General features: G+C 67.1%; 18 protein-coding genes. 8 read left to right on the top strand and 10 right to left on the bottom strand.

Annotated features, from left to right (window positions below; translation table 11 throughout):
• Positions 1-106: 106 nt before the first annotated feature.
• From QF036_RS21860 to QF036_RS21875, 4 genes are read left to right on the top strand one after another with little or no spacing between them, the layout of a single operon-like run.
• Positions 107-841 carry an ABC transporter transmembrane domain-containing protein gene (locus tag QF036_RS21860; RefSeq protein ID WP_307105260.1) on the top strand — a complete coding sequence of 245 codons (735 nt, stop codon included), beginning with the start codon at positions 107-109 and terminating at the stop codon, positions 839-841.
• Positions 842-884: 43 nt separating this feature from the next.
• On the top strand, positions 885-1949 hold the full coding sequence (locus tag QF036_RS21865; RefSeq protein ID WP_307105261.1) for an ABC transporter ATP-binding protein: 1065 nt from the start codon (positions 885-887) through the stop codon (positions 1947-1949).
• A complete protein-coding gene (locus tag QF036_RS21870; protein WP_307105262.1) occupies positions 1946-2905 on the top strand; it encodes an NUDIX domain-containing protein in 960 nt (319 codons plus the stop codon). The genes QF036_RS21865 and QF036_RS21870 overlap by 4 nt, the downstream gene beginning before the upstream one ends.
• A gap of 59 nt (positions 2906-2964) precedes the next feature.
• A complete protein-coding gene (locus QF036_RS21875; protein WP_306925860.1) occupies positions 2965-3288 on the top strand; it encodes a DUF6221 family protein in 324 nt (107 codons plus the stop codon).
• Between the two features lie 13 nt (positions 3289-3301).
• On the opposite strand, the gene QF036_RS21880 is transcribed toward QF036_RS21875, so the two are convergent.
• Both QF036_RS21880 and QF036_RS21885 read right to left on the bottom strand, forming a co-directional pair.
• Positions 3302-4168, bottom strand: coding sequence for an HNH endonuclease (locus QF036_RS21880; RefSeq protein ID WP_307105263.1), 867 nt, complete (start codon positions 4166-4168; stop codon positions 3302-3304).
• A 27-nt stretch (positions 4169-4195) separates the two neighbouring features.
• Positions 4196-4822 carry a DnaJ family domain-containing protein gene (locus QF036_RS21885; protein WP_307105264.1) on the bottom strand — a complete coding sequence of 209 codons (627 nt, stop codon included), beginning with the start codon at positions 4820-4822 and terminating at the stop codon, positions 4196-4198.
• A 594-nt stretch (positions 4823-5416) separates the two neighbouring features.
• Between QF036_RS21885 and QF036_RS21890 the strand changes: the two genes are divergently transcribed.
• Complete coding sequence (locus QF036_RS21890) at positions 5417-6262, top strand: NADPH-dependent F420 reductase (RefSeq protein ID WP_307106060.1); 846 nt, start codon at positions 5417-5419, stop codon at positions 6260-6262.
• 31 nt (positions 6263-6293) lie between these two features.
• Here QF036_RS21890 and QF036_RS21895 read toward each other — a convergent pair whose 3' ends face one another.
• The 4 genes from QF036_RS21895 to QF036_RS21910 form a co-directional block, all read right to left on the bottom strand.
• Positions 6294-6521 carry an ASCH domain-containing protein gene (locus QF036_RS21895; RefSeq protein ID WP_307105265.1) on the bottom strand — a complete coding sequence of 76 codons (228 nt, stop codon included), beginning with the start codon at positions 6519-6521 and terminating at the stop codon, positions 6294-6296.
• 93 nt (positions 6522-6614) lie between these two features.
• The gene (gene trxA, locus QF036_RS21900; protein WP_307105266.1) at positions 6615-7040 is read right to left on the bottom strand and encodes a thioredoxin; all 426 of its coding nucleotides are present in this window, start codon (positions 7038-7040) and stop codon (positions 6615-6617) included.
• Between the two features lie 121 nt (positions 7041-7161).
• The gene (locus QF036_RS21905) at positions 7162-8109 is read right to left on the bottom strand and encodes an LssY C-terminal domain-containing protein (RefSeq protein ID WP_307105267.1); all 948 of its coding nucleotides are present in this window, start codon (positions 8107-8109) and stop codon (positions 7162-7164) included.
• A 31-nt stretch (positions 8110-8140) separates the two neighbouring features.
• Positions 8141-8608 carry a hypothetical protein gene (locus QF036_RS21910; RefSeq protein WP_307105268.1) on the bottom strand — a complete coding sequence of 156 codons (468 nt, stop codon included), beginning with the start codon at positions 8606-8608 and terminating at the stop codon, positions 8141-8143.
• Between the two features lie 131 nt (positions 8609-8739).
• Between QF036_RS21910 and QF036_RS21915 the strand changes: the two genes are divergently transcribed.
• Positions 8740-10017, top strand: a complete 1278-nt coding sequence (locus QF036_RS21915; protein ID WP_307105269.1) for a pyridoxal phosphate-dependent aminotransferase — start codon at positions 8740-8742, stop codon at positions 10015-10017.
• Positions 10018-10100: 83 nt separating this feature from the next.
• Here the strand turns inward: QF036_RS21915 and QF036_RS21920 are convergent, their stop codons facing one another.
• On the bottom strand, positions 10101-10787 hold the full coding sequence (locus QF036_RS21920) for a DUF2848 domain-containing protein (RefSeq protein WP_307105270.1): 687 nt from the start codon (positions 10785-10787) through the stop codon (positions 10101-10103).
• Between the two features lie 150 nt (positions 10788-10937).
• Here QF036_RS21920 and QF036_RS21925 point away from each other — a divergent pair, with 150 nt between their 5' ends.
• The gene (locus QF036_RS21925; protein WP_307105271.1) at positions 10938-12320 is read left to right on the top strand and encodes an MFS transporter; all 1383 of its coding nucleotides are present in this window, start codon (positions 10938-10940) and stop codon (positions 12318-12320) included.
• A 74-nt stretch (positions 12321-12394) separates the two neighbouring features.
• Here QF036_RS21925 and QF036_RS21930 read toward each other — a convergent pair whose 3' ends face one another.
• Positions 12395-13051 carry a GntR family transcriptional regulator gene (locus tag QF036_RS21930; protein ID WP_307105272.1) on the bottom strand — a complete coding sequence of 219 codons (657 nt, stop codon included), beginning with the start codon at positions 13049-13051 and terminating at the stop codon, positions 12395-12397.
• Positions 13052-13083: 32 nt separating this feature from the next.
• On the opposite strand from QF036_RS21930, the gene QF036_RS21935 reads away from it, so the two are divergent.
• Positions 13084-13878, top strand: a complete 795-nt coding sequence (locus tag QF036_RS21935) for a carbon-nitrogen hydrolase family protein (protein ID WP_307105273.1) — start codon at positions 13084-13086, stop codon at positions 13876-13878.
• A 65-nt stretch (positions 13879-13943) separates the two neighbouring features.
• Here the strand turns inward: QF036_RS21935 and QF036_RS21940 are convergent, their stop codons facing one another.
• Together QF036_RS21940 and QF036_RS21945 are read right to left on the bottom strand one after the other, a co-directional pair.
• Complete coding sequence (locus QF036_RS21940) at positions 13944-14741, bottom strand: putative hydro-lyase (protein WP_307105274.1); 798 nt, start codon at positions 14739-14741, stop codon at positions 13944-13946.
• Positions 14738-16099 carry an MFS transporter gene (locus QF036_RS21945; protein WP_307105275.1) on the bottom strand — a complete coding sequence of 454 codons (1362 nt, stop codon included), beginning with the start codon at positions 16097-16099 and terminating at the stop codon, positions 14738-14740. Before QF036_RS21945 ends, QF036_RS21940 begins: the two co-directional genes overlap by 4 nt.
• Positions 16100-16171 lie beyond the last annotated feature (72 nt).

The raw sequence follows: 16171 nt of genomic DNA on the forward strand, positions 1-16171 counted from the left end.
TAGGAAATAGTGAACCGGACCAGGGATTATCCCTGGAGGTCTCAGAGCATCGCCCAACGCACAGCGTTCGGGCGATGCCGGCGACCGCCGGTTCTGAGGGGGAGAGATGTTTCGAACATTTTGGCGGTTCCGCGGGGCCCTGGCTCCGCATGTCTGGGCGCTGGCAGGCGGCGCCCTCCTGGTGGTGTTTGTCGCCGCCATGGAAGTGGCCCTGCCGTGGCCCATGAAAATCATCGTCGACGACGTGCTGCAGCCGACGGGCAGCTCCCAAGTTCATGAAATGCCTGCCTTCCTCGGTCTGGCCGGCCTGAGCCAGCTCCAGCTGCTTCTGCTCGCTGCGTCGGCTTTGCTCGCCATGACAGTGCTGAATGCGGGGGCGGATTACCTCGGCACCCGCCTGCTCAACGGCGTGGGTGAGAGGGCCATGGCCACCATCCGGGCCGAGGTCTTCACGCATCTGCAGCGGCTGTCACTGGCCTTCCACGATAAACAGCGGCTGGGCGATCTGGTGACTCGCACCACCACCGACGTTGACTACGTGCGGGCGCTCATGGTGTCGATCCTGTCCGTGCTGCTACCCAATATCTTCATCCTGGGGTTCGTGATCACGATCTGCGTGCTGATCGACCCGACGTTTGCACTGATCGGCCTGGCGGTGGCCCCGCTGCTGTTCATCACGGTCCTCTTTTACCGGCGCCGCATCAAGGGCGCGTCGAAAGAGGCCCGCAACAGGGACAGCGACATCGCGGCGGCGATGTCGGAGACGTTCGCCTCGGTCCGGGTGATGCAGACCTACACGAGCGAGGCGCGCCACGAGCAGGACTTCCGCCACCCGGAATGACGGCCGGCGGGACGCCGGCCTGAGGGTCATCCGGCTGCAGTCCATGTTTTCGCCGTTGGTGGACATCATCGCGACAATGGGCACTGTGCTGGTCCTCTGGATCGGTGCCCAGCGGGTGCTGGACGGGTCCCTGACGCTGGGCCTGCTGCTCGTCTTCATCGCCTACCTCAAGGCCATGTACTCCCCCATGAAGTCCCTGGCCAAGCTCACGACCGTCATCAGCCGCGGCCAGGCCAGCGCCGAGCGCATCCAGGAAATCCTGGACACCGCGCCAGCCATCTCGGACCGCCCCGGCGCACGGCCGGCCCCGCGGCTGGCCGGTGCGGTGGAACTGCGCTCGGTGAGCTTCGGCTATCAGGGCGACCGGCATGTGCTGCACGGCATTGACCTCAAGGCCGAGGCTGGCAGCGTCGTGGCGATCACTGGCCCGACGGGCGCCGGAAAGTCGTCCGTCGTCAGCCTGATTCCGCGGCTCTACGATGCGGCCGAGGGGGAAGTTCTGCTTGACGGCATCGATGTGCGGGACCTGCAGGTGGCCACCGTGCGCAGGCAAATATCCATCGTGCTGCAGGAATCGATCCTGTTCCGCGGGACCATCTACGACAACATCGCCTACGGCTCGGAGGGCGTCACCCGGGATCAGGTTCTGGCCGCGGCCGAGGCAGCCCACGTGGACGAGTTCGTCCGCAGCCTGCCCCTGGGGTACGACACCCCGGTGGCCGAGCGGGGCGTCACTCTCTCCGGCGGGCAGCGCCAGCGCATCGCCATCGCCCGCGCGCTGGTCCGGGACACGCCCATCGTCATCCTCGACGAACCGACGTCGGGACTGGACGCCATCTCGGAACAGTACGTCATGCGCGGCCTCGAACGGCTCATGGCAGGGCGCACGGTGATCGTCATCGCGCACCGGCTATCGACGCTCAAACGGGCCGACCGGATCTACGTGCTGGACAAGGGGCGGGTCGTGGAAAGCGGCCGGCACGGCGAACTCGCCGCTTCCGGTGGCCTCTACAGCCGGTTGGACAGTCTGCAGCATGCCAAAGACGCGCCGTCCCTCACCCTCGTTCCTGCCGAAACCGGCAGCCTTCAGACGGAGACAAGCGCATGAGCAAGACGAAGCCCCCGACGTATGGTGCACTGCCCTGGCGGATCGGAAAGAAGGGCGCCCTTGAAGTGCTCCTGATCCACCGTCCGGTCCACGGCGACTGGTCCATTCCCAAGGGCAAGGCGGACCCGGGGGAAACGGGCCCGGAATGCGCGGAACGTGAGGTGCTGGAGGAAACGGGGCTGCAGTGCCGTCTGGGCGCGGAGCTGCCCACCATCCGCTATGAGGACAGCAAACGCAGAATCAAAAGCATCCGTTACTGGGCTGCCGCGGCGGGGCCAGGCCGCTTCACTCCCAATGAAGAGGTCGACGCCGTGAGGTGGCTTTCGCTGCCGGCGGCCTTGCGCACGGTCACCGAGCCGCGGGACAGGCCCGCCATCATCGCCTTGGGCACCCTGCTTCAGTTGGAGTTGGGCGTCCGTCCAGCGCCGAAGCGGGAGAAAATGCTGCTGCTGGTGCGCGGGGCCGAAATGACGAAACGGGACGAGTGGGACCCGGCAGCAGGCAGCCGGCCGCTGGCGCGGATCGGCGAGCAGGCCGCCAGGTCGCTCGCCTCACTCGGAGCCGTGTTTGACATCGAACGCATCGTCTCCGCACCCTCGACCCGCTGCCTCGAAACGGTCGCCGAACTGGCACGCCGGGAATCCCTGGCAGTGGAGCGTTCTGAGCACCTGACCGCCGGCAGTCTGGCGGCCACACTGGACCTCGTTGCCAAGGCCCGCGGGACGGGAACGGTCCTGTGCACGCACGAGGATGTCATGGCGGATGTCCTCGCCCACCTCATCCACCATGACCGGACGGTCCTGACCAAGCGCTTTCGCGTCCGCAAGGGGTCAGCGTGGGTGGTGACCGGCGACCGCACGCGCTACCACTCCGCCTACTACCTGCCTCTGTCCCCGGCGGACCTCAGCACCGCACTGGACCTCAGCCCCGCCGCGGACCTGCGCGCCGCCGTCTAGCACCGTGTGTGCCCGCGCAGCGGCGGGCGTACGCTCAGCGGCGGGCGTACGCTCAGACAGTGGACATCGTGGAGTTCCTGTCCGCGCGCATCGCCGAAGACGAGGCCGTGGCGCGCAAGCTGCTCGACGACCGCACGACGTCGGAATCGGGCAAGTGGTACGAACGCCGCCTGCTGCTGGAGTGCGAAGCCAAGCGGCGCCTGATCGGCATCGTCGAGGCGGCCAGGCAGACGGCCCTGGCCACCCTCGTGAGCGATCCCTTCGGCGACGAGACCGAGTGGATTCCGCAGGCGCTGGAATGGACCACCCTGTCACTCAATGCGCTGGCGGTCCCCTACAGTGACCATCCCGACTTCAACCGGGACTGGCTCTGGTCCCCGTAGCTCCCCGGGCCGGTCACTTGCTGCCGAGGATGCGGCGGGCCTCGGCCTGGGCATCCAGCTCCTGCTGTGACACGACGGATCCGCTGATGTACCCCGCGCTGGACCTCATGGCCCGGAGTTCAGCCACGGTGTACGGAACCCGGCGGCGGTGCGCCATGGCGTGGCAGTTGGGGCACAGCGGAACCAGGTCCCCCACAGGGTCCAGCTCGTAGCCCGGACCCAGCTGGCTGGCCGGGACCAGGTGATGGACATGGATGAAGCCTTCGCCTTCCGGGCCGTAGGCCGCCTCGAAGGAAAACCCGCAGGCGGCGCATGAGGTGCCGTGGTGCGCCAGGCAGACGCGCCGGGCGTGCGGATTGCGCTCGTACCTGTTCACGCCCACCCGGATCAGGGCGTCCTGCGGCAGGGTGCCGGGCACGGGAAGGACCGGATCGTTCTCGTCGGCCGGCAGGCACTCGGCCCAGAGCTCCCGGATGGCCCGCGCCTGTTCCTCCGGGACCGGCTGGCATGCGCCGGTGGCCGCCGCAGCAGCCCAGTCCGTCAGCGGCGCGCGGGCTGCCAGGATGTCCACCGGGACCTGGTCTCCGAGCGGCAGCAGCACGTCAAAGTCCACGTCAATACAGGTCCGGGTCCCGTGTTCCGGCTCCGGTCCGGGAACCGGATATGGCGCGGAGGCGACCACGCCATGGCCAATCAGCCCGCTTCCTGTCTTTCCGTGCAGCAGGAGCCAGGCATCCGCTCCCGGCCCCGGCGGGGTGCCGGTTCCGGCGGGCCACGCGCGCCGGTGCACGCCGGCAGCGCCAAGTTCATCCACGACCCGCGAATAGCCCGGCCAGGTATCACCTACGCCCGGGTTCCAGCCCAGCAGAACAGCCACCATTCCTTTATCGTGCCACCTGCGGGCGCTTCAGGAGGAGCGGTTGCGCAGACGCCGCCACCACGGCGGTTTGGCTTCCGCGACAGGTTCCGGCGCAGCCGCGGCCGCCGCGGCACGCCGTTCGCGCCACCGCTGCACCTCGGCGTCGGCGTCACGGGTTTTCGTGACCACCGGCGGCCCGCCCTGCAGCTGGCGGCGCGCCTCGATGACGCTGGTATTGAAGTCCTCGACGATGTCGCGCACCTGTTTTTCCGTGTACTGGGCGTCCAGTTTGGCGTCCAGCTCCGCGTCCTCGGTGCGCAGCAGGATAGCTTTTGGCCCCAGGCCGCTAAGGTGCTCGCGCTGGATGAGGCCCTTGACCCACCAGTCGGGGTCGTATCCCTCCCCGAGTCCGGGAATCGGTTTGCCCGAGTATTCCAGGTTGTCGAACTTCCCCTGCGCCATCGCATCCCGGATCAGGTAGTCGGCGCGGGCCGCATCGGTGACCTTCCGGCGCTTTTCCCGCAACTCGGACTCGGCAGCGGACAGCTCCGCGTCGTCCTCCGCTGTCCCGCCGGAGGAACGGAGCGCGCGGAGTTCGGCTGCGCGCTCCACCTTCCGCCTGAAGTTGCCGCCTGCTGCACCCGTCACCGTGTCACCGCCCCTGCCGCCGGACATTGTCCCGGTTCCAGTATTCCGGCGCGTGCCGGAGTGTTCAACGGAGTGTTCAACGGAGCGTTGGGCGGAACCAGGCAGACGCCCGGCCCAGAACGACGACGGCGGGACCTCCCGCCGTCGTACGCCTTCAGCCGTGCCTGGTTACGGGGATCCGGCTTACATGGGGTCGGGCCAGTTGCCGATATCCGCGCGCGCCGGAACGGCGGCGACCTCGTCGCCTGGCGGCCGCGTGCCGGCGCCGCCCGGGGCGGCTGCGGCCCGTCCTTGAACCGGGCTTTGTCTTGGCCCGGCGGGAACCGCCGTGCTGGAGCGGGGACCGGAAGGTTGGTCGGGGACCAGCTTCGCAGGTGCAGCGTTCACAGCCGCCGTGATGACGGGAAGTTCAGACCTCGGAATCTTCATGGGGCCCTCGCAGGTGGGGCGGCAACTAAAGGCCGGACCGGGTATTCAATCATGATTGCCGGCCGTCCGACGAGGCTTTCCGAGCCCCGAGTCCAACTGATCCGGCGATCACTGACGTGCCGAATCGGCCGGGGAGGACCGGCCGGTCCGACAACAACCGTGGCGGCCTTCCCAGCCCGGTGTGTGCCGGCAATGTGGCACCGGCACACTTTCCACCACCCAATACTTCAACCCTATGTGCCACAGCGTGGACAGGCACCGGTAGCGGGTACTCGAATTTGCGCAGCGGCCGCTACTTGGGCACTCGCGGGCCTCCGGCGCCCAAGCCGTCGGCTGGCGCAGGTCGTCTGGCGTAATGTGCGAAATACCTGGAGGCTGCCCGCTGTTGCGCCGGACATGACAACAATCGGAATCATCGGTGCAGGACACATCGGAAGCCAGGTCGCACGGAAGGCTGTGGAGCTCGGCTATGACGTGGTCATCAGTAATTCACGCGGGCCGGAAACCCTGGCCGGGCTTGTTGCGGAGCTGGGGCCGCAGGCCAAGGCGGCCACGGCTGCGGAGGCTGCGGCCATGGGCGACTTCGCCGTCGTCACCGTTCCGCTCAGGAGCTACCGGGATATCCCCGTGGAGCCGCTGGCCGGAAAGATCGTGATCGATACCAACAACTACTACTGGGAGCGGGACGGCCGCATCCCGGCGCTGGACAGCGGGGAAGCCACCACGTCCGGCCTGCTGCAGGAACACCTTCCGGAGTCCAAGGTGGCCAAGGGCTTCAACCACATCATGGCCAAGCAAATCACCTCGGACGGTACCCCGCCGGGCACGGAGAACCGCCGCGCGCTGGCCACTGCGAGTGACTATCCCGAGGCGAGTGAGCTGGTGGCGAGGCTTTACGACGAGTTCGGCTTCGATACCGTCAACATCGGTCCCCTGTCTGACAGCTGGCGTGTCGAGCGGGACCGCCCCGCCTACGTGGTGCGGCAGAACGCGGCAGAGCTCACGGAGAACCTGGCAAAAGCTCAGCGGACAATCTGAGACCAGCCCTAAGCAGCGGACCCGGCGGCCTCTAGGCCGGGTCCGCCAGCTCGGGCGGCCAGACCACCCGGAACCGCTCAAAAACAATCTCGTCGCCTTCGGTCCATTCCAGCCCGCGGCGGCCCCGGACCCGGGTCCAGTACTTCCGGTGCTCCGCCTGCCAGCTCGCCAGCGACCGGTCATCCTCCCCCTCATCCCGGGCGAACGCCTCATCGACATCGGTGAACGGGCCGAGCCCCAGCTCGACGGTACGCAGCACGACAGAGGCGAACCGCTTCGGGGTGGGCGGCGGCATATTCCGACCAGAAAAGTTCGGCCGCAGCAGTGTCCACGGCGGGAAGACCGGCATCAGTCACGCCAGCGCGTCCTTCAGCCAGCGGTCCAGGACAGGAGCCGGCGCTGCGCCCGCCTGGCGGGCCACGACCTTCCCGTCCACGATCACCATCAGCGTCGGGACCGCCTGGATGGCGAAGCGGGCGGACAGGCGGGGCACGCTGTCCACATCCACTTTCACCAGTTTCACTTCCCCCGCCCGCTCATGCGCCAACTGGTCCAGCACGGGGCTCACCATGCGGCAGGGTCCGCACCATGCCGCCCAGAAGTCCACCAGCACCGGCACGCGGGACTCTTCGGCAATGACAGCGAAATCGTCGTCGCCGGCTTCCACCACCCAGGGCAGGTCACGGCGGCACTTTCCGCACCGCGGCCGGCCCTCGGCGGCAGCCGGCACGCGGTTCGCCTGGCCGCAGTGCGGGCATTTGATGATCGCCTTGTTCATGCCGTCCTTATCCTCCGTTGCCCAATACCCCCGGCCATTGTGGCTCACGGCTATTGTGCCAAACGGAAGAGGACGACGGCGGGTGCGTCCCGCCGTCGTCCTCTTGCGATTTCTGACCGGCTCACAGCGCGGGTGCGGAATCCCTTTGGCCGGGCGGCCGGAGATCGATGATGGGAAGGTGCCCGTCCGTGCGGATGCTGTCTCCGCCGCCGTTGCGGTGGTGGTACCCGGAGGAGAAGTGCCGGATGACGTGCACGGATTCCACGGCATTGGCAGTTTGCAGCGTGTTGATGATGAAGTCGCGTTCCTCGTCGGTCCCGTCGGCGATCTTATGGGTGATCTGGAACGTGAAGAGCGAGAGTCCCACGCTTTTGTCGTATGTTCCGGCGCCCACCCAGTCGACGGCGAACCCGCCGGGAAGCATCCAGCCGTCCGGGCATTTCCAGAACCGCACATGGTGCCGCTTGCGCGGGTTGCCGTCGATTTCCCGCTGGAACGCCATGTCCTGCTTGTTGCCGAAGACGTAAAGGGCACTGACCGGCGACTGCGGATAGCTCCGGCCCAGAAGCGTCGCGGTGAGGGTGCGCCAGGCGGTGGACGGGGTGACGGGGTCGGCCTCGATCCACCCTGCCGTGAGCATCGCGGTGCGCAGTTCGTCCGCCGGGCCGATGACGGCGAGATTGACCGGGTCGCCGAGCACACCGTCGCCCGTGCGGGCACGCCCGATGAAGTAGTTCGGCAGGTACAGGCCGCTGAGGATCTTGTGGACGCGGGGCAGGAAGGCATAGGCAGCAATCAGCCAGACGGGGAGGAACACCCACACCTGCTCCGGTCCCCTGGCCAGCCGGGCGAGCAGGAAGAGATAGACGGCCCAGCCCACGGCGGCGGTGATGACCACGTACAGCAGCCGCTGGAGGACCGCGACGACGGTGGCCCAGCGGGTGCCCCAGCGCACCTTCCGGCTATCCGGCCGGGAGTGCTCCGGCTCCTGCGGCGCCTCGCTTCCGGCACGCCGCGGGACCGCAGGATCCGCCCGCCCGTGCTTCTGCGAGGCGTTCGGGTCGGTCATTGCATCCCTTTCGGTCTTTGGAAACAGCCACCTACTTGGGCAGGTGCTCCAGCAGGTGCCCTGTGACCGCGCCGTATGCGACGTGCGGCACGATGTCGCTGACCCAGTCCGCGGCACTCCAGGTCCGTGGATCGGTAACGCCCAGGGCGGTCATGGGAACGTTGGAGACGAGCAGGGCAGCCAGCGAGGCCACCGCCACTGACCGGACGGGCCCGGTGCGGACCCCCAGTGACCCTGCCGCTCCCAGCACAGCGCCGAGGCCCATGCCGGTGGCGATCCCAAGCAGCGGGCCAAGGGCCTCCACCCGGTTCCCGCGCTGGTCCTCGGTTCCCGGGATGGTTACTCCCGCCCGTTCCGCCAGCTTCTCCACCGAGTCGCTGGGTGTGGTGCTCGCCGCCCGGCCCCGCCACACCATGTCCAGGTAGCTGACGGCATTCAGCGCCGTGGTTCCCGCGGCGCCGGCGAGCGCTCCGTTCACAAGTCCTTTGAACAGGGACATCCTCAACTCTCCTTCTGGCCATCTGCCACGCTTGCTCTTCCCCGAAGCTACGTCACGTGCCCTGGCCGCGGCAACGAAGCGGCCGGGTTCTTCACATTGTCCGGAGCGGCGCAGCTGTGAAAACATGCCTCATGCGCGCCATGCAGAATTCCAGCCGATTGCAAGATGTCCGGTACGACCTCAGGGGCCCGGTGCAGCATGCGGCGAAGAAAATGGAGTCGGAAGGCCACAGCATTCTGCGCATGAACCTCGGGGATCCGGCGCCGTTCGGCCTGCATGCGCCGGAATCCATCGTGGTGGACATGATCCACCACCTGCGCGAGGCGCAGGGCTACAGCGACTCGAAGGGCATCTTCTCCGCCCGGACCGCCATCTCGCAGTACTACGAGACCAAGGGCCTGATGGACATCGGCGTCGAGGACATCTTCATCGGCAACGGGGTCAGCGAGCTCATCTCCATGACGCTTCAGGCCTTCCTGGAGGTCGGTGACGAGGTCCTCATCCCGTCACCGGACTATCCGCTGTGGACTGCTGCCACCGTGCTCTGCGGCGGCAGCGCCGTGCACTACATGTGCGATGAGGAGAACAACTGGTGGCCGGACATGGCCGACGTCGAGGCGAAGATCACGGACCGCACGCGGGCCATCGTGCTCATCAACCCCAACAACCCGACCGGGGCCGTCTACCCCCGGCACGTCCTGGAGCAGTTCGCCGACCTGGCCCGGCGCCATGACCTGGTGCTGTTTTCCGATGAGATCTACGAAAAGATCACGTTCGAGGACCACGTCCACATCCACACGGCCTCCGTCGCCCGGGACATTCCGGTCCTGACCTTCTCCGGCCTGTCCAAGGCGTACCGGATGCCCGGCTACCGGGCCGGCTGGGTGGCCGTTTCCGGTCCGCGCTGGGCCACAGCCGCCTACCGGGAGTCCCTGGAACTGCTGGCTTCGCTCCGGCTCTGCCCCAACGTTCCCGCGCAGCACGCGATCCAGACGTCGCTTGGCGGCTACCAGAGCATCACGGACCTGATCCGGCCCGGCGGGCGGCTGCGGGAGCAGCGCGACCTTGCCTGCCGGCTGCTCAACGAGATTCCCGGCGTGAGCTGCGTGCCGGCGGCCGGCGCGATGTACCTGTTCCCGAAGCTGGATCCGGAGATGTACCCCTTCGTGGACGATGAGCAGTTTGTCCTTGACCTGCTGCAGGACCAGAAAATCCTGGTCTCGCACGGGACGGCATTCCACTGGCACGCCACGGACCACTTCAGGTTCGTCATCCTGCCCGCCGTGGACGACATCCGCGAGGCCGTGCGCCGCATCGCCACCTTCCTGGCCTCGTACCGGGCCAAGGCCGGCCGTGCCCGCGCCATGTCCGGCAACGCCCACCACGCGCCGGACGAACTGAGCGCCTGAGCACTGCCGCAGCAGCGGCTAAGGAAAGCGGACGACGGCGGGAGGTACCCGCCGTCGTCGTCCTGCCTTAGCGGCCGGGAACGTCAGCCGATCGGCTCGGCCATCTGCTCCACCACATACTGGACATCAACGGAGTGGCCGGTCACCGGATCGGCCATCTCCACCTTCCAGCTGCGGGCGAACTGGTTCACGCCGCCCGTCATGGCCACCGTGCCGGAGATGAGCACCGACCCGGGGGCGTTCAGGCCGCGTTCGGTGAGGACGTCCAGCCAGTAGTCCGGGGTCAGCAGGGCTTCCATCGAGCTGTCCTGGATGAGGGTATCGGGGGTGTCGCCCTCCCCCACCCAGGCCTTGAGGGTGATCTGGTCCAGGTGGTCCCGCACGTCATCGAGCCGCCACGCCTTGCGGCCCAGCACGTCCGGGCTCGCATTCTTGCTCCAGGCCACACCGTGCACCTCAAGCGCGCGGTCCGTATGGTCGCAGGCGACGGTGAGCAGCACACCGTCGTCGGTGATGACAAGGGCCCACTCCGCCTCCCCGGACGTGCGCTCATGCTGCACCTGCACTTCCGATACCTGCTGGGCCAGATAGGGGGACACTGGATACAGGGCGGGAGTAGTAGCCGGGCCCGGAACGCCAAGTTCAGCGAGCTCAGCGATATGGGCCTGGACTTCATCCTGCTCACGCCCTGCGTAGCCGGCATTCAGGAGGTGCTTGACCTCCACATCCTGCGTGCGGCCGTCTGGTAGTTCAAAGCTCAGAGTCGTCATCGTGGATCCATCCTTTGCATTTGCTGCTGCAGAAATTTTTACAAACCGGAAACCGGAAACGGTCGCCAATGTACATCCAGTATGCGTAATGTATACATTTAACGCCAGCGTGACAGGCGTCACTAGAAAAACCTCGTGGAGGACAACACCATGGCCAACGCTCCAGTTCCGGGTCCCGGCACAGCGCCGCATCCGCACAAGACGATTCACCCCAAGGGCCTGTACAAGGCCTTTGCCGCCAGCCTTACCGGCACCGCGCTCGAGTGGTACGACTTTGCCGTCTACTCGGCGGCGGCCGCCGTCGTATTTCCCGTCGTCTTCTTCCCGGCGACCGATCCCCTGACCGGGACGATCCTCGCATTCTCCACCTACGCCGTCGGGTATGTTTCGCGCCCGGTCGGCGGCATCATCTTCGGCCGGCTCGGGGACCGCATCGGCCGCAAGAAGGTCCTGGTAACCACGCTGATGATCATCGGCGTGGCCACGGTGCTCATCGGCGTGCTGCCCGGCTATGCAAACATCGGCGCCACGGCAGGAATCCTCCTGGTCATGCTGCGGTTCGCGCAGGGCGTGGGTGTGGGCGGCGAATGGGGCGGCGCCGTCCTGCTCTCCAGCGAATACGGCGACCCGCACCGCCGCGGCTTCTGGGCTTCCGCGGCCCAGGTGGGCCCGCCCGCCGGCAATCTTCTGGCCAACGGCGCCCTTGCCGTCCTGACCGTCGCGCTCACGGAGGAGCAGTTCCTGAGCTTCGGCTGGCGCATCGCGTTCCTGGTCTCGGCCGTGCTGGTCGGTTTCGGCCTCTGGATCCGGCTGAAGCTGGAGGACACCCCCATCTTCAAGGCCATCGAGGCCCACGGCGAACAGCCGCATGCCCCCGTCCGCGAGGTCTTCAGCAAGGAACTCCGTCCACTGATCGCCGCCATTCTGTGCCGCGTGGGACCGGACGTGCTGTACGCCCTGTTCACCGTCTTCACGCTCACCTACGGCATCCAGGTCCTGGGCTACGACCGGAACCAGGTCCTCACCGCCGTCCTGATCGGCTCCGCCCTCCAGCTGTTCATGATTCCGCTGGCCGGCGCCGTCTCCGACCGCTTCAACCGCCGCCTGGTCTACGGCGTCGGCGCTGTGGTGGGCGCAGTGTGGACGTTCATCTTCTTCGGCGTCCTGGGCGGAAACAACCAGCCGATGCTCATCGTGGGCATTGTGCTGGGCCTGATGGCCCACTCCTTCATGTACGGTCCGCAGGCGGCCTTCATCGTGGAGCAGTTCTCCCCGCGGCTCCGGTCAACCGGAAGTTCGCTGGCATACACCTTCGCCGGAGTCATCGGCGGCGCCATCGCACCCCTGCTGTTCACGCTGCTGCTCGCCCAGTTCGGAACCTGGATTCCGGTGGCGATCTACGTGGCCGTGGCCGCAGCGGTCACCGTGGTGGGGCTGGCCCTCGGCCGGGACAACGACACTATTGAGGATCTGGACTACCGGCTGCTCCTGGAGGGTTCCGCCTCGGCCCGCCAGCAGTCCGGCGCTGTCTAGTCCCCTACCGGGTTTTTGTACAGACATTGGACGCTCAAGGCCTCCGAAGTCCCGGTATCTGTACAAAAACTCCATCAGGTGCGGAGCAGGATGTCGCGGGTGACCGCCAGGTGGTGGTCGATGGCCTGCTCCGCCTTCGCCGCGTCCCCGGACACCAGGGCATCGAGGATGTCCTGGTGTTCGGAGCACACCTGCTCGCGCCTGCCGCCCGTCCGGAACAGGGCGGAAACCCCGACGACGATCTGCCGGACGTGCAGTTTGCTGTAGGTCCGGGAGATCAGCTCATTGCCGGCAGCGTCGATGAGCTGCTGGTGGAAGAGGGTATCCAGCCGGATAAACTCCTGGGCGGCTTCCGCACCTTCGTTCTTGGGCAGCCTGGACTGCTGGTCGAGGGTGTCCTGCATTTTGTCCGCCGGGACGCTCCGGTGCTCGATGACGAGGCGGGCGGCATGGCTTTCCAGCACGCCGCGCAGCTCCATCAGTTCCGAGATTTCACGGCCGGTCACCGGGGGGACGTAAGCCCCGCGTTGCGGGATGAGCTCCACCAGCCCGTCGGAGACCAGCAGCAGCAGTGCTTCGCGGACAGGCGTGCGTGAGACCCCGATGTCGGCGGCCAACTCCTGCTCGTTGAGGAAGCGCCCCTGCATCTCCGGATCGGTCAGGATGTTTTCACGCAGGTAGGCGTACGCCTTCTCCCGGCCGGACGCCGCTATCCCCGAACCTTTTCGCATACATCAGGTATACAACAGAGAAGAGCAGATCCATGCGTTTAGCAGTTGCCCAAATCGTCACGGGTGCCGACCTGGCGGCCAATCTCGAGCTGATCCGAGAATACGCCACCCGGGCAAAGGCGGCCCGGGCAGAGCTGGTGGTGTTCCCCGAGGCGGCCATGCGCGCCTTCGGCAATCCGCTGGCGGACATCGCCGAACCGTTGGACGGTCCGTGGGCCACCGCGGTCCGGGCCATAGCCGCGAACCTGGACATCGCCGTCGTGGCCGGCATGTTCACCCCAGGGGAGGGCGGGCGGGTGCGGAACACGCTTCTGGTCACCGGCGCGGGGATCGAGACGTCCTACGACAAGATCCACCTCTTTGACGCGTTCGGATTCGCCGAGTCCGAGTCGGTGGACGCGGGAACAGCCCGGGTGACGTTCGAGCTCAATGGGACCACCATCGGCCTTGCCACCTGCTACGACGTCCGCTTCCCCGCACTGTTCACGGCCAACGCCAGGGCCGGCGCCGCCATCAACATCGTCTGCGCGTCCTGGGGTGCGGGCGAAGGGAAGGCGGAACAGTGGGACCTCCTGGTCCGCGCCCGGGCGGTGGACAGCACCACCTTTCTGGTGGCCTGCGGCCAGGGTGAACCGGCAACACTCGGGCTGCCGTCCGCCGGCGCGGCGCCCACCGGGATCGGCCACAGTGCGGTGGTGTCGCCGCTGGGCTCCCCGCTGGTCGCGCTGGGCGGCGAACCCGAACTGGCGGTGGTCGACGTCGACCCGTCCGTTATTCCGGACGTCCGCGGAAAGCTGCCCGTGCTGGCGAACGCCAGGAGCTTCTAGGCAGGCAGAACAAAGGCGGGGCCGGGCCACACCATCAGTGGCCCGGCCCCGCCTTTGTTCTGCGCTTATTGCCCTGCCGGCACCCGGTACGTGCTCTCCGGAACGTCCGTGATGAACATGTGCCCGGGAGCGTGGCTGATTGCGAAGGCCGGCCGGGATGCCATCACGGCGCTCTGTGGCGTTACCCCGCAGGCCCAGAACACCGGGACTTCCCCGGGCCGGATGTCCACGGCATCGCCGAAGTCGGGGCGCGAAAGGTCGGCAATGCCGAGCTCGCCGGGTGATCCGACGTGGACCGGCGCGCCGTGGACCTTCGGCACCTCCGCGGTCACCCTGACAGCGGTCTCCACCATTTCGGCGGGCATCGGGCGCATCGAGACGACCATGGGGCCGTGGATCCGCCCTGCGGGGGTGCACTCCACTTTAGTGCGGTACATGGGGACGTTGCGGCCCGTCTCGGTATGCCGGAGCGGGATGCCCTCTTTTGCCAGCGCGGCTTCGAACGTGAAGCTGCAGCCGATGAGCACGCCCACCATATCGTCGCGCCAGAGCGAGCGTACGTCCGGTACCTCGGCGGCCAGCACACCGTCCTTCCACACCCGGTAAGCAGGGATGTCGGTGCGGATGTCGGAGCCTTTGGCGAGGGAACTTTCGTACTGCCCCGCGGGAATGATGTCGATGACCGGGCAGGCCTTGGCGTTGAGGCGGCAGAATTCGAGGAATTCGTCCGCGTAGTCCGCCGTCACCGCGATCAGGTTCGCCTGCGTGTAGCCGTCGCTCCAGCCGGAGGTGGGCGTGACCAGGCCGTCGCGGAACTGCCGGCGGGCCTCGGCCGGCGCCAGGAGGGCGTTCGCCTGTGTCATCGGCCCGCGCTTCCGGCAACTTCGGCTGACGCCCGCAGGTATTCCTCGTCCTCGGCCACATTCGAGTCGCGGCCGAGAGCAAGGCCCACCACCGTCAGCAGGCATGCAACGCTGAGGTAGATGGCCACGGGGACCCAGCTGTGGAAGGTGCTCTGCAGAAGGGTGAACATGAACGGTGCGATGGCTCCGCCGATGATGCCGGCAAAGGTGTAGGCCAGGGAGCTGCCCGTGGAGCGGAGCCGCGGGGAGAACTGCTCGACGACGAACGCGGCCTGCGGTCCGTACATGAAGGAGTGGCAAAGCAGTCCCAGCACAGTGCCCACCACGAGCATCACAGGGGAGCGGCCTTCCAGCACGATGAAGAACAGGAAGCCCCAGACAGCCGCAGCGACTGCCGCGATGCCGTAGACGAGGCGCCGGTTGATCCGGTCGGAGAGGGCACCCGCGAGCGGCATCGTGAAGAGCTGCAGGCCCGAGCCGATGAGCACGGCAAGGAGGACCTGCCCGCGGTCGAAGCCGAGTTCCTGGATGCCGTAGGTCAGGGTGAAGACGGTGCAGAGCGCGTACGTGACGTCCGGGCCAATGCGGCTAAGCATGGCGGCCAGGAGGGGCCGGCGCTGGGTGGCGAGGAGTTCGCGGATGGGGGCCTTGGGCTGCTCGCCCCGGGCTTCCATGGCCTTGAAGACGGGGGTGTCTTCCAGCTTCAGGCGGATCCACAGCCCGAAGGCCACCAGCAGTGCAGAGATCAGGAAGGCGATCCGCCAGCCGTAGTCAAGGAATGCCTGCTCAGACAGCGCCAGGGTGAGGACGGCGAGCGCACCGTTGGCCAGGAGGTTGCCGGCGGGCGGGCCGATCTGTGCCGCGGAGGCCCAGAATCCGCGCCGGCTGGGTTCGCCGAATTCGCTGGACAGCAGGACGGCGCCGCCCCATTCACCGCCGACACCCACACCCTGCGCGAATCTCAGGAAGACGAGGATCGCCGGGGCGATGATCCCGATGTTGCCGTAGGTGGGCAGCAGGCCGATGAGGAAGGTGGCCACGCCAATCAGCATCAGGGTGAAGACCAGGATCTTCTTGCGGCCGATCTCATCGCCCAGCCGGCCGAAGATGATGCCGCCGACCGGCCGCGAAATGTAGCCCACCGCGTACGTCGAGAACGCCAGCAGGGTGCCCGTCACCGGGTCCGACGCCGGGAAGAAGATCAGCGGGAAAACGATGGCGGCCGCCGCGGAGTAGACAGCGAAGTCGTAGAACTCCAGCGCGGTCCCGGTGAGGCTGGCCGCGAACGCCTTGTACATGTCCTTGCGCCCGACGGCGGGCCTGGTGCCTGCGGAGGCCATTGCGGATTGATTGGCCATTTGTTCCTCCATGAAGAGTGTTAAGTCATCCGTGTTGCTACGGATGCGCTGGTACGCCAGCCTGCCCGGCCT

Source organism: Arthrobacter globiformis, assembly GCF_030817195.1.
Lineage (GTDB): Bacteria > Actinomycetota > Actinomycetes > Actinomycetales > Micrococcaceae > Arthrobacter > Arthrobacter globiformis_D.

Excerpts from the sequence above, each read along its gene's own strand:
- QF036_RS21860 (WP_307105260.1), top strand. The coding sequence starts at position 107 with ATGTTTCGAACATTTTGGCGGTTCCGCGGGGCCCTGGCTCCGCATGTC.
- QF036_RS21865 (WP_307105261.1), top strand. The coding sequence starts at position 885 with ATGTTTTCGCCGTTGGTGGACATCATCGCGACAATGGGCACTGTGCTG.
- QF036_RS21870 (WP_307105262.1), top strand. The coding sequence starts at position 1,946 with ATGAGCAAGACGAAGCCCCCGACGTATGGTGCACTGCCCTGGCGGATC.
- QF036_RS21880 (WP_307105263.1), bottom strand. The coding sequence starts at position 4,168 with ATGGTGGCTGTTCTGCTGGGCTGGAACCCGGGCGTAGGTGATACCTGG.
- QF036_RS21885 (WP_307105264.1), bottom strand. The coding sequence starts at position 4,822 with ATGTCCGGCGGCAGGGGCGGTGACACGGTGACGGGTGCAGCAGGCGGC.
- QF036_RS21890 (WP_307106060.1), top strand. The coding sequence starts at position 5,417 with ATGTGGCACCGGCACACTTTCCACCACCCAATACTTCAACCCTATGTG.
- trxA (WP_307105266.1), bottom strand. The coding sequence starts at position 7,040 with ATGAACAAGGCGATCATCAAATGCCCGCACTGCGGCCAGGCGAACCGC.
- QF036_RS21905 (WP_307105267.1), bottom strand. The coding sequence starts at position 8,109 with ATGACCGACCCGAACGCCTCGCAGAAGCACGGGCGGGCGGATCCTGCG.
- QF036_RS21910 (WP_307105268.1), bottom strand. The coding sequence starts at position 8,608 with ATGTCCCTGTTCAAAGGACTTGTGAACGGAGCGCTCGCCGGCGCCGCG.
- QF036_RS21915 (WP_307105269.1), top strand. The coding sequence starts at position 8,740 with ATGCGCGCCATGCAGAATTCCAGCCGATTGCAAGATGTCCGGTACGAC.
- QF036_RS21920 (WP_307105270.1), bottom strand. The coding sequence starts at position 10,787 with ATGACGACTCTGAGCTTTGAACTACCAGACGGCCGCACGCAGGATGTG.
- QF036_RS21925 (WP_307105271.1), top strand. The coding sequence starts at position 10,938 with ATGGCCAACGCTCCAGTTCCGGGTCCCGGCACAGCGCCGCATCCGCAC.
- QF036_RS21930 (WP_307105272.1), bottom strand. The coding sequence starts at position 13,051 with ATGCGAAAAGGTTCGGGGATAGCGGCGTCCGGCCGGGAGAAGGCGTAC.
- QF036_RS21935 (WP_307105273.1), top strand. The coding sequence starts at position 13,084 with ATGCGTTTAGCAGTTGCCCAAATCGTCACGGGTGCCGACCTGGCGGCC.
- QF036_RS21940 (WP_307105274.1), bottom strand. The coding sequence starts at position 14,741 with ATGACACAGGCGAACGCCCTCCTGGCGCCGGCCGAGGCCCGCCGGCAG.
- QF036_RS21945 (WP_307105275.1), bottom strand. The coding sequence starts at position 16,099 with ATGGCCAATCAATCCGCAATGGCCTCCGCAGGCACCAGGCCCGCCGTC.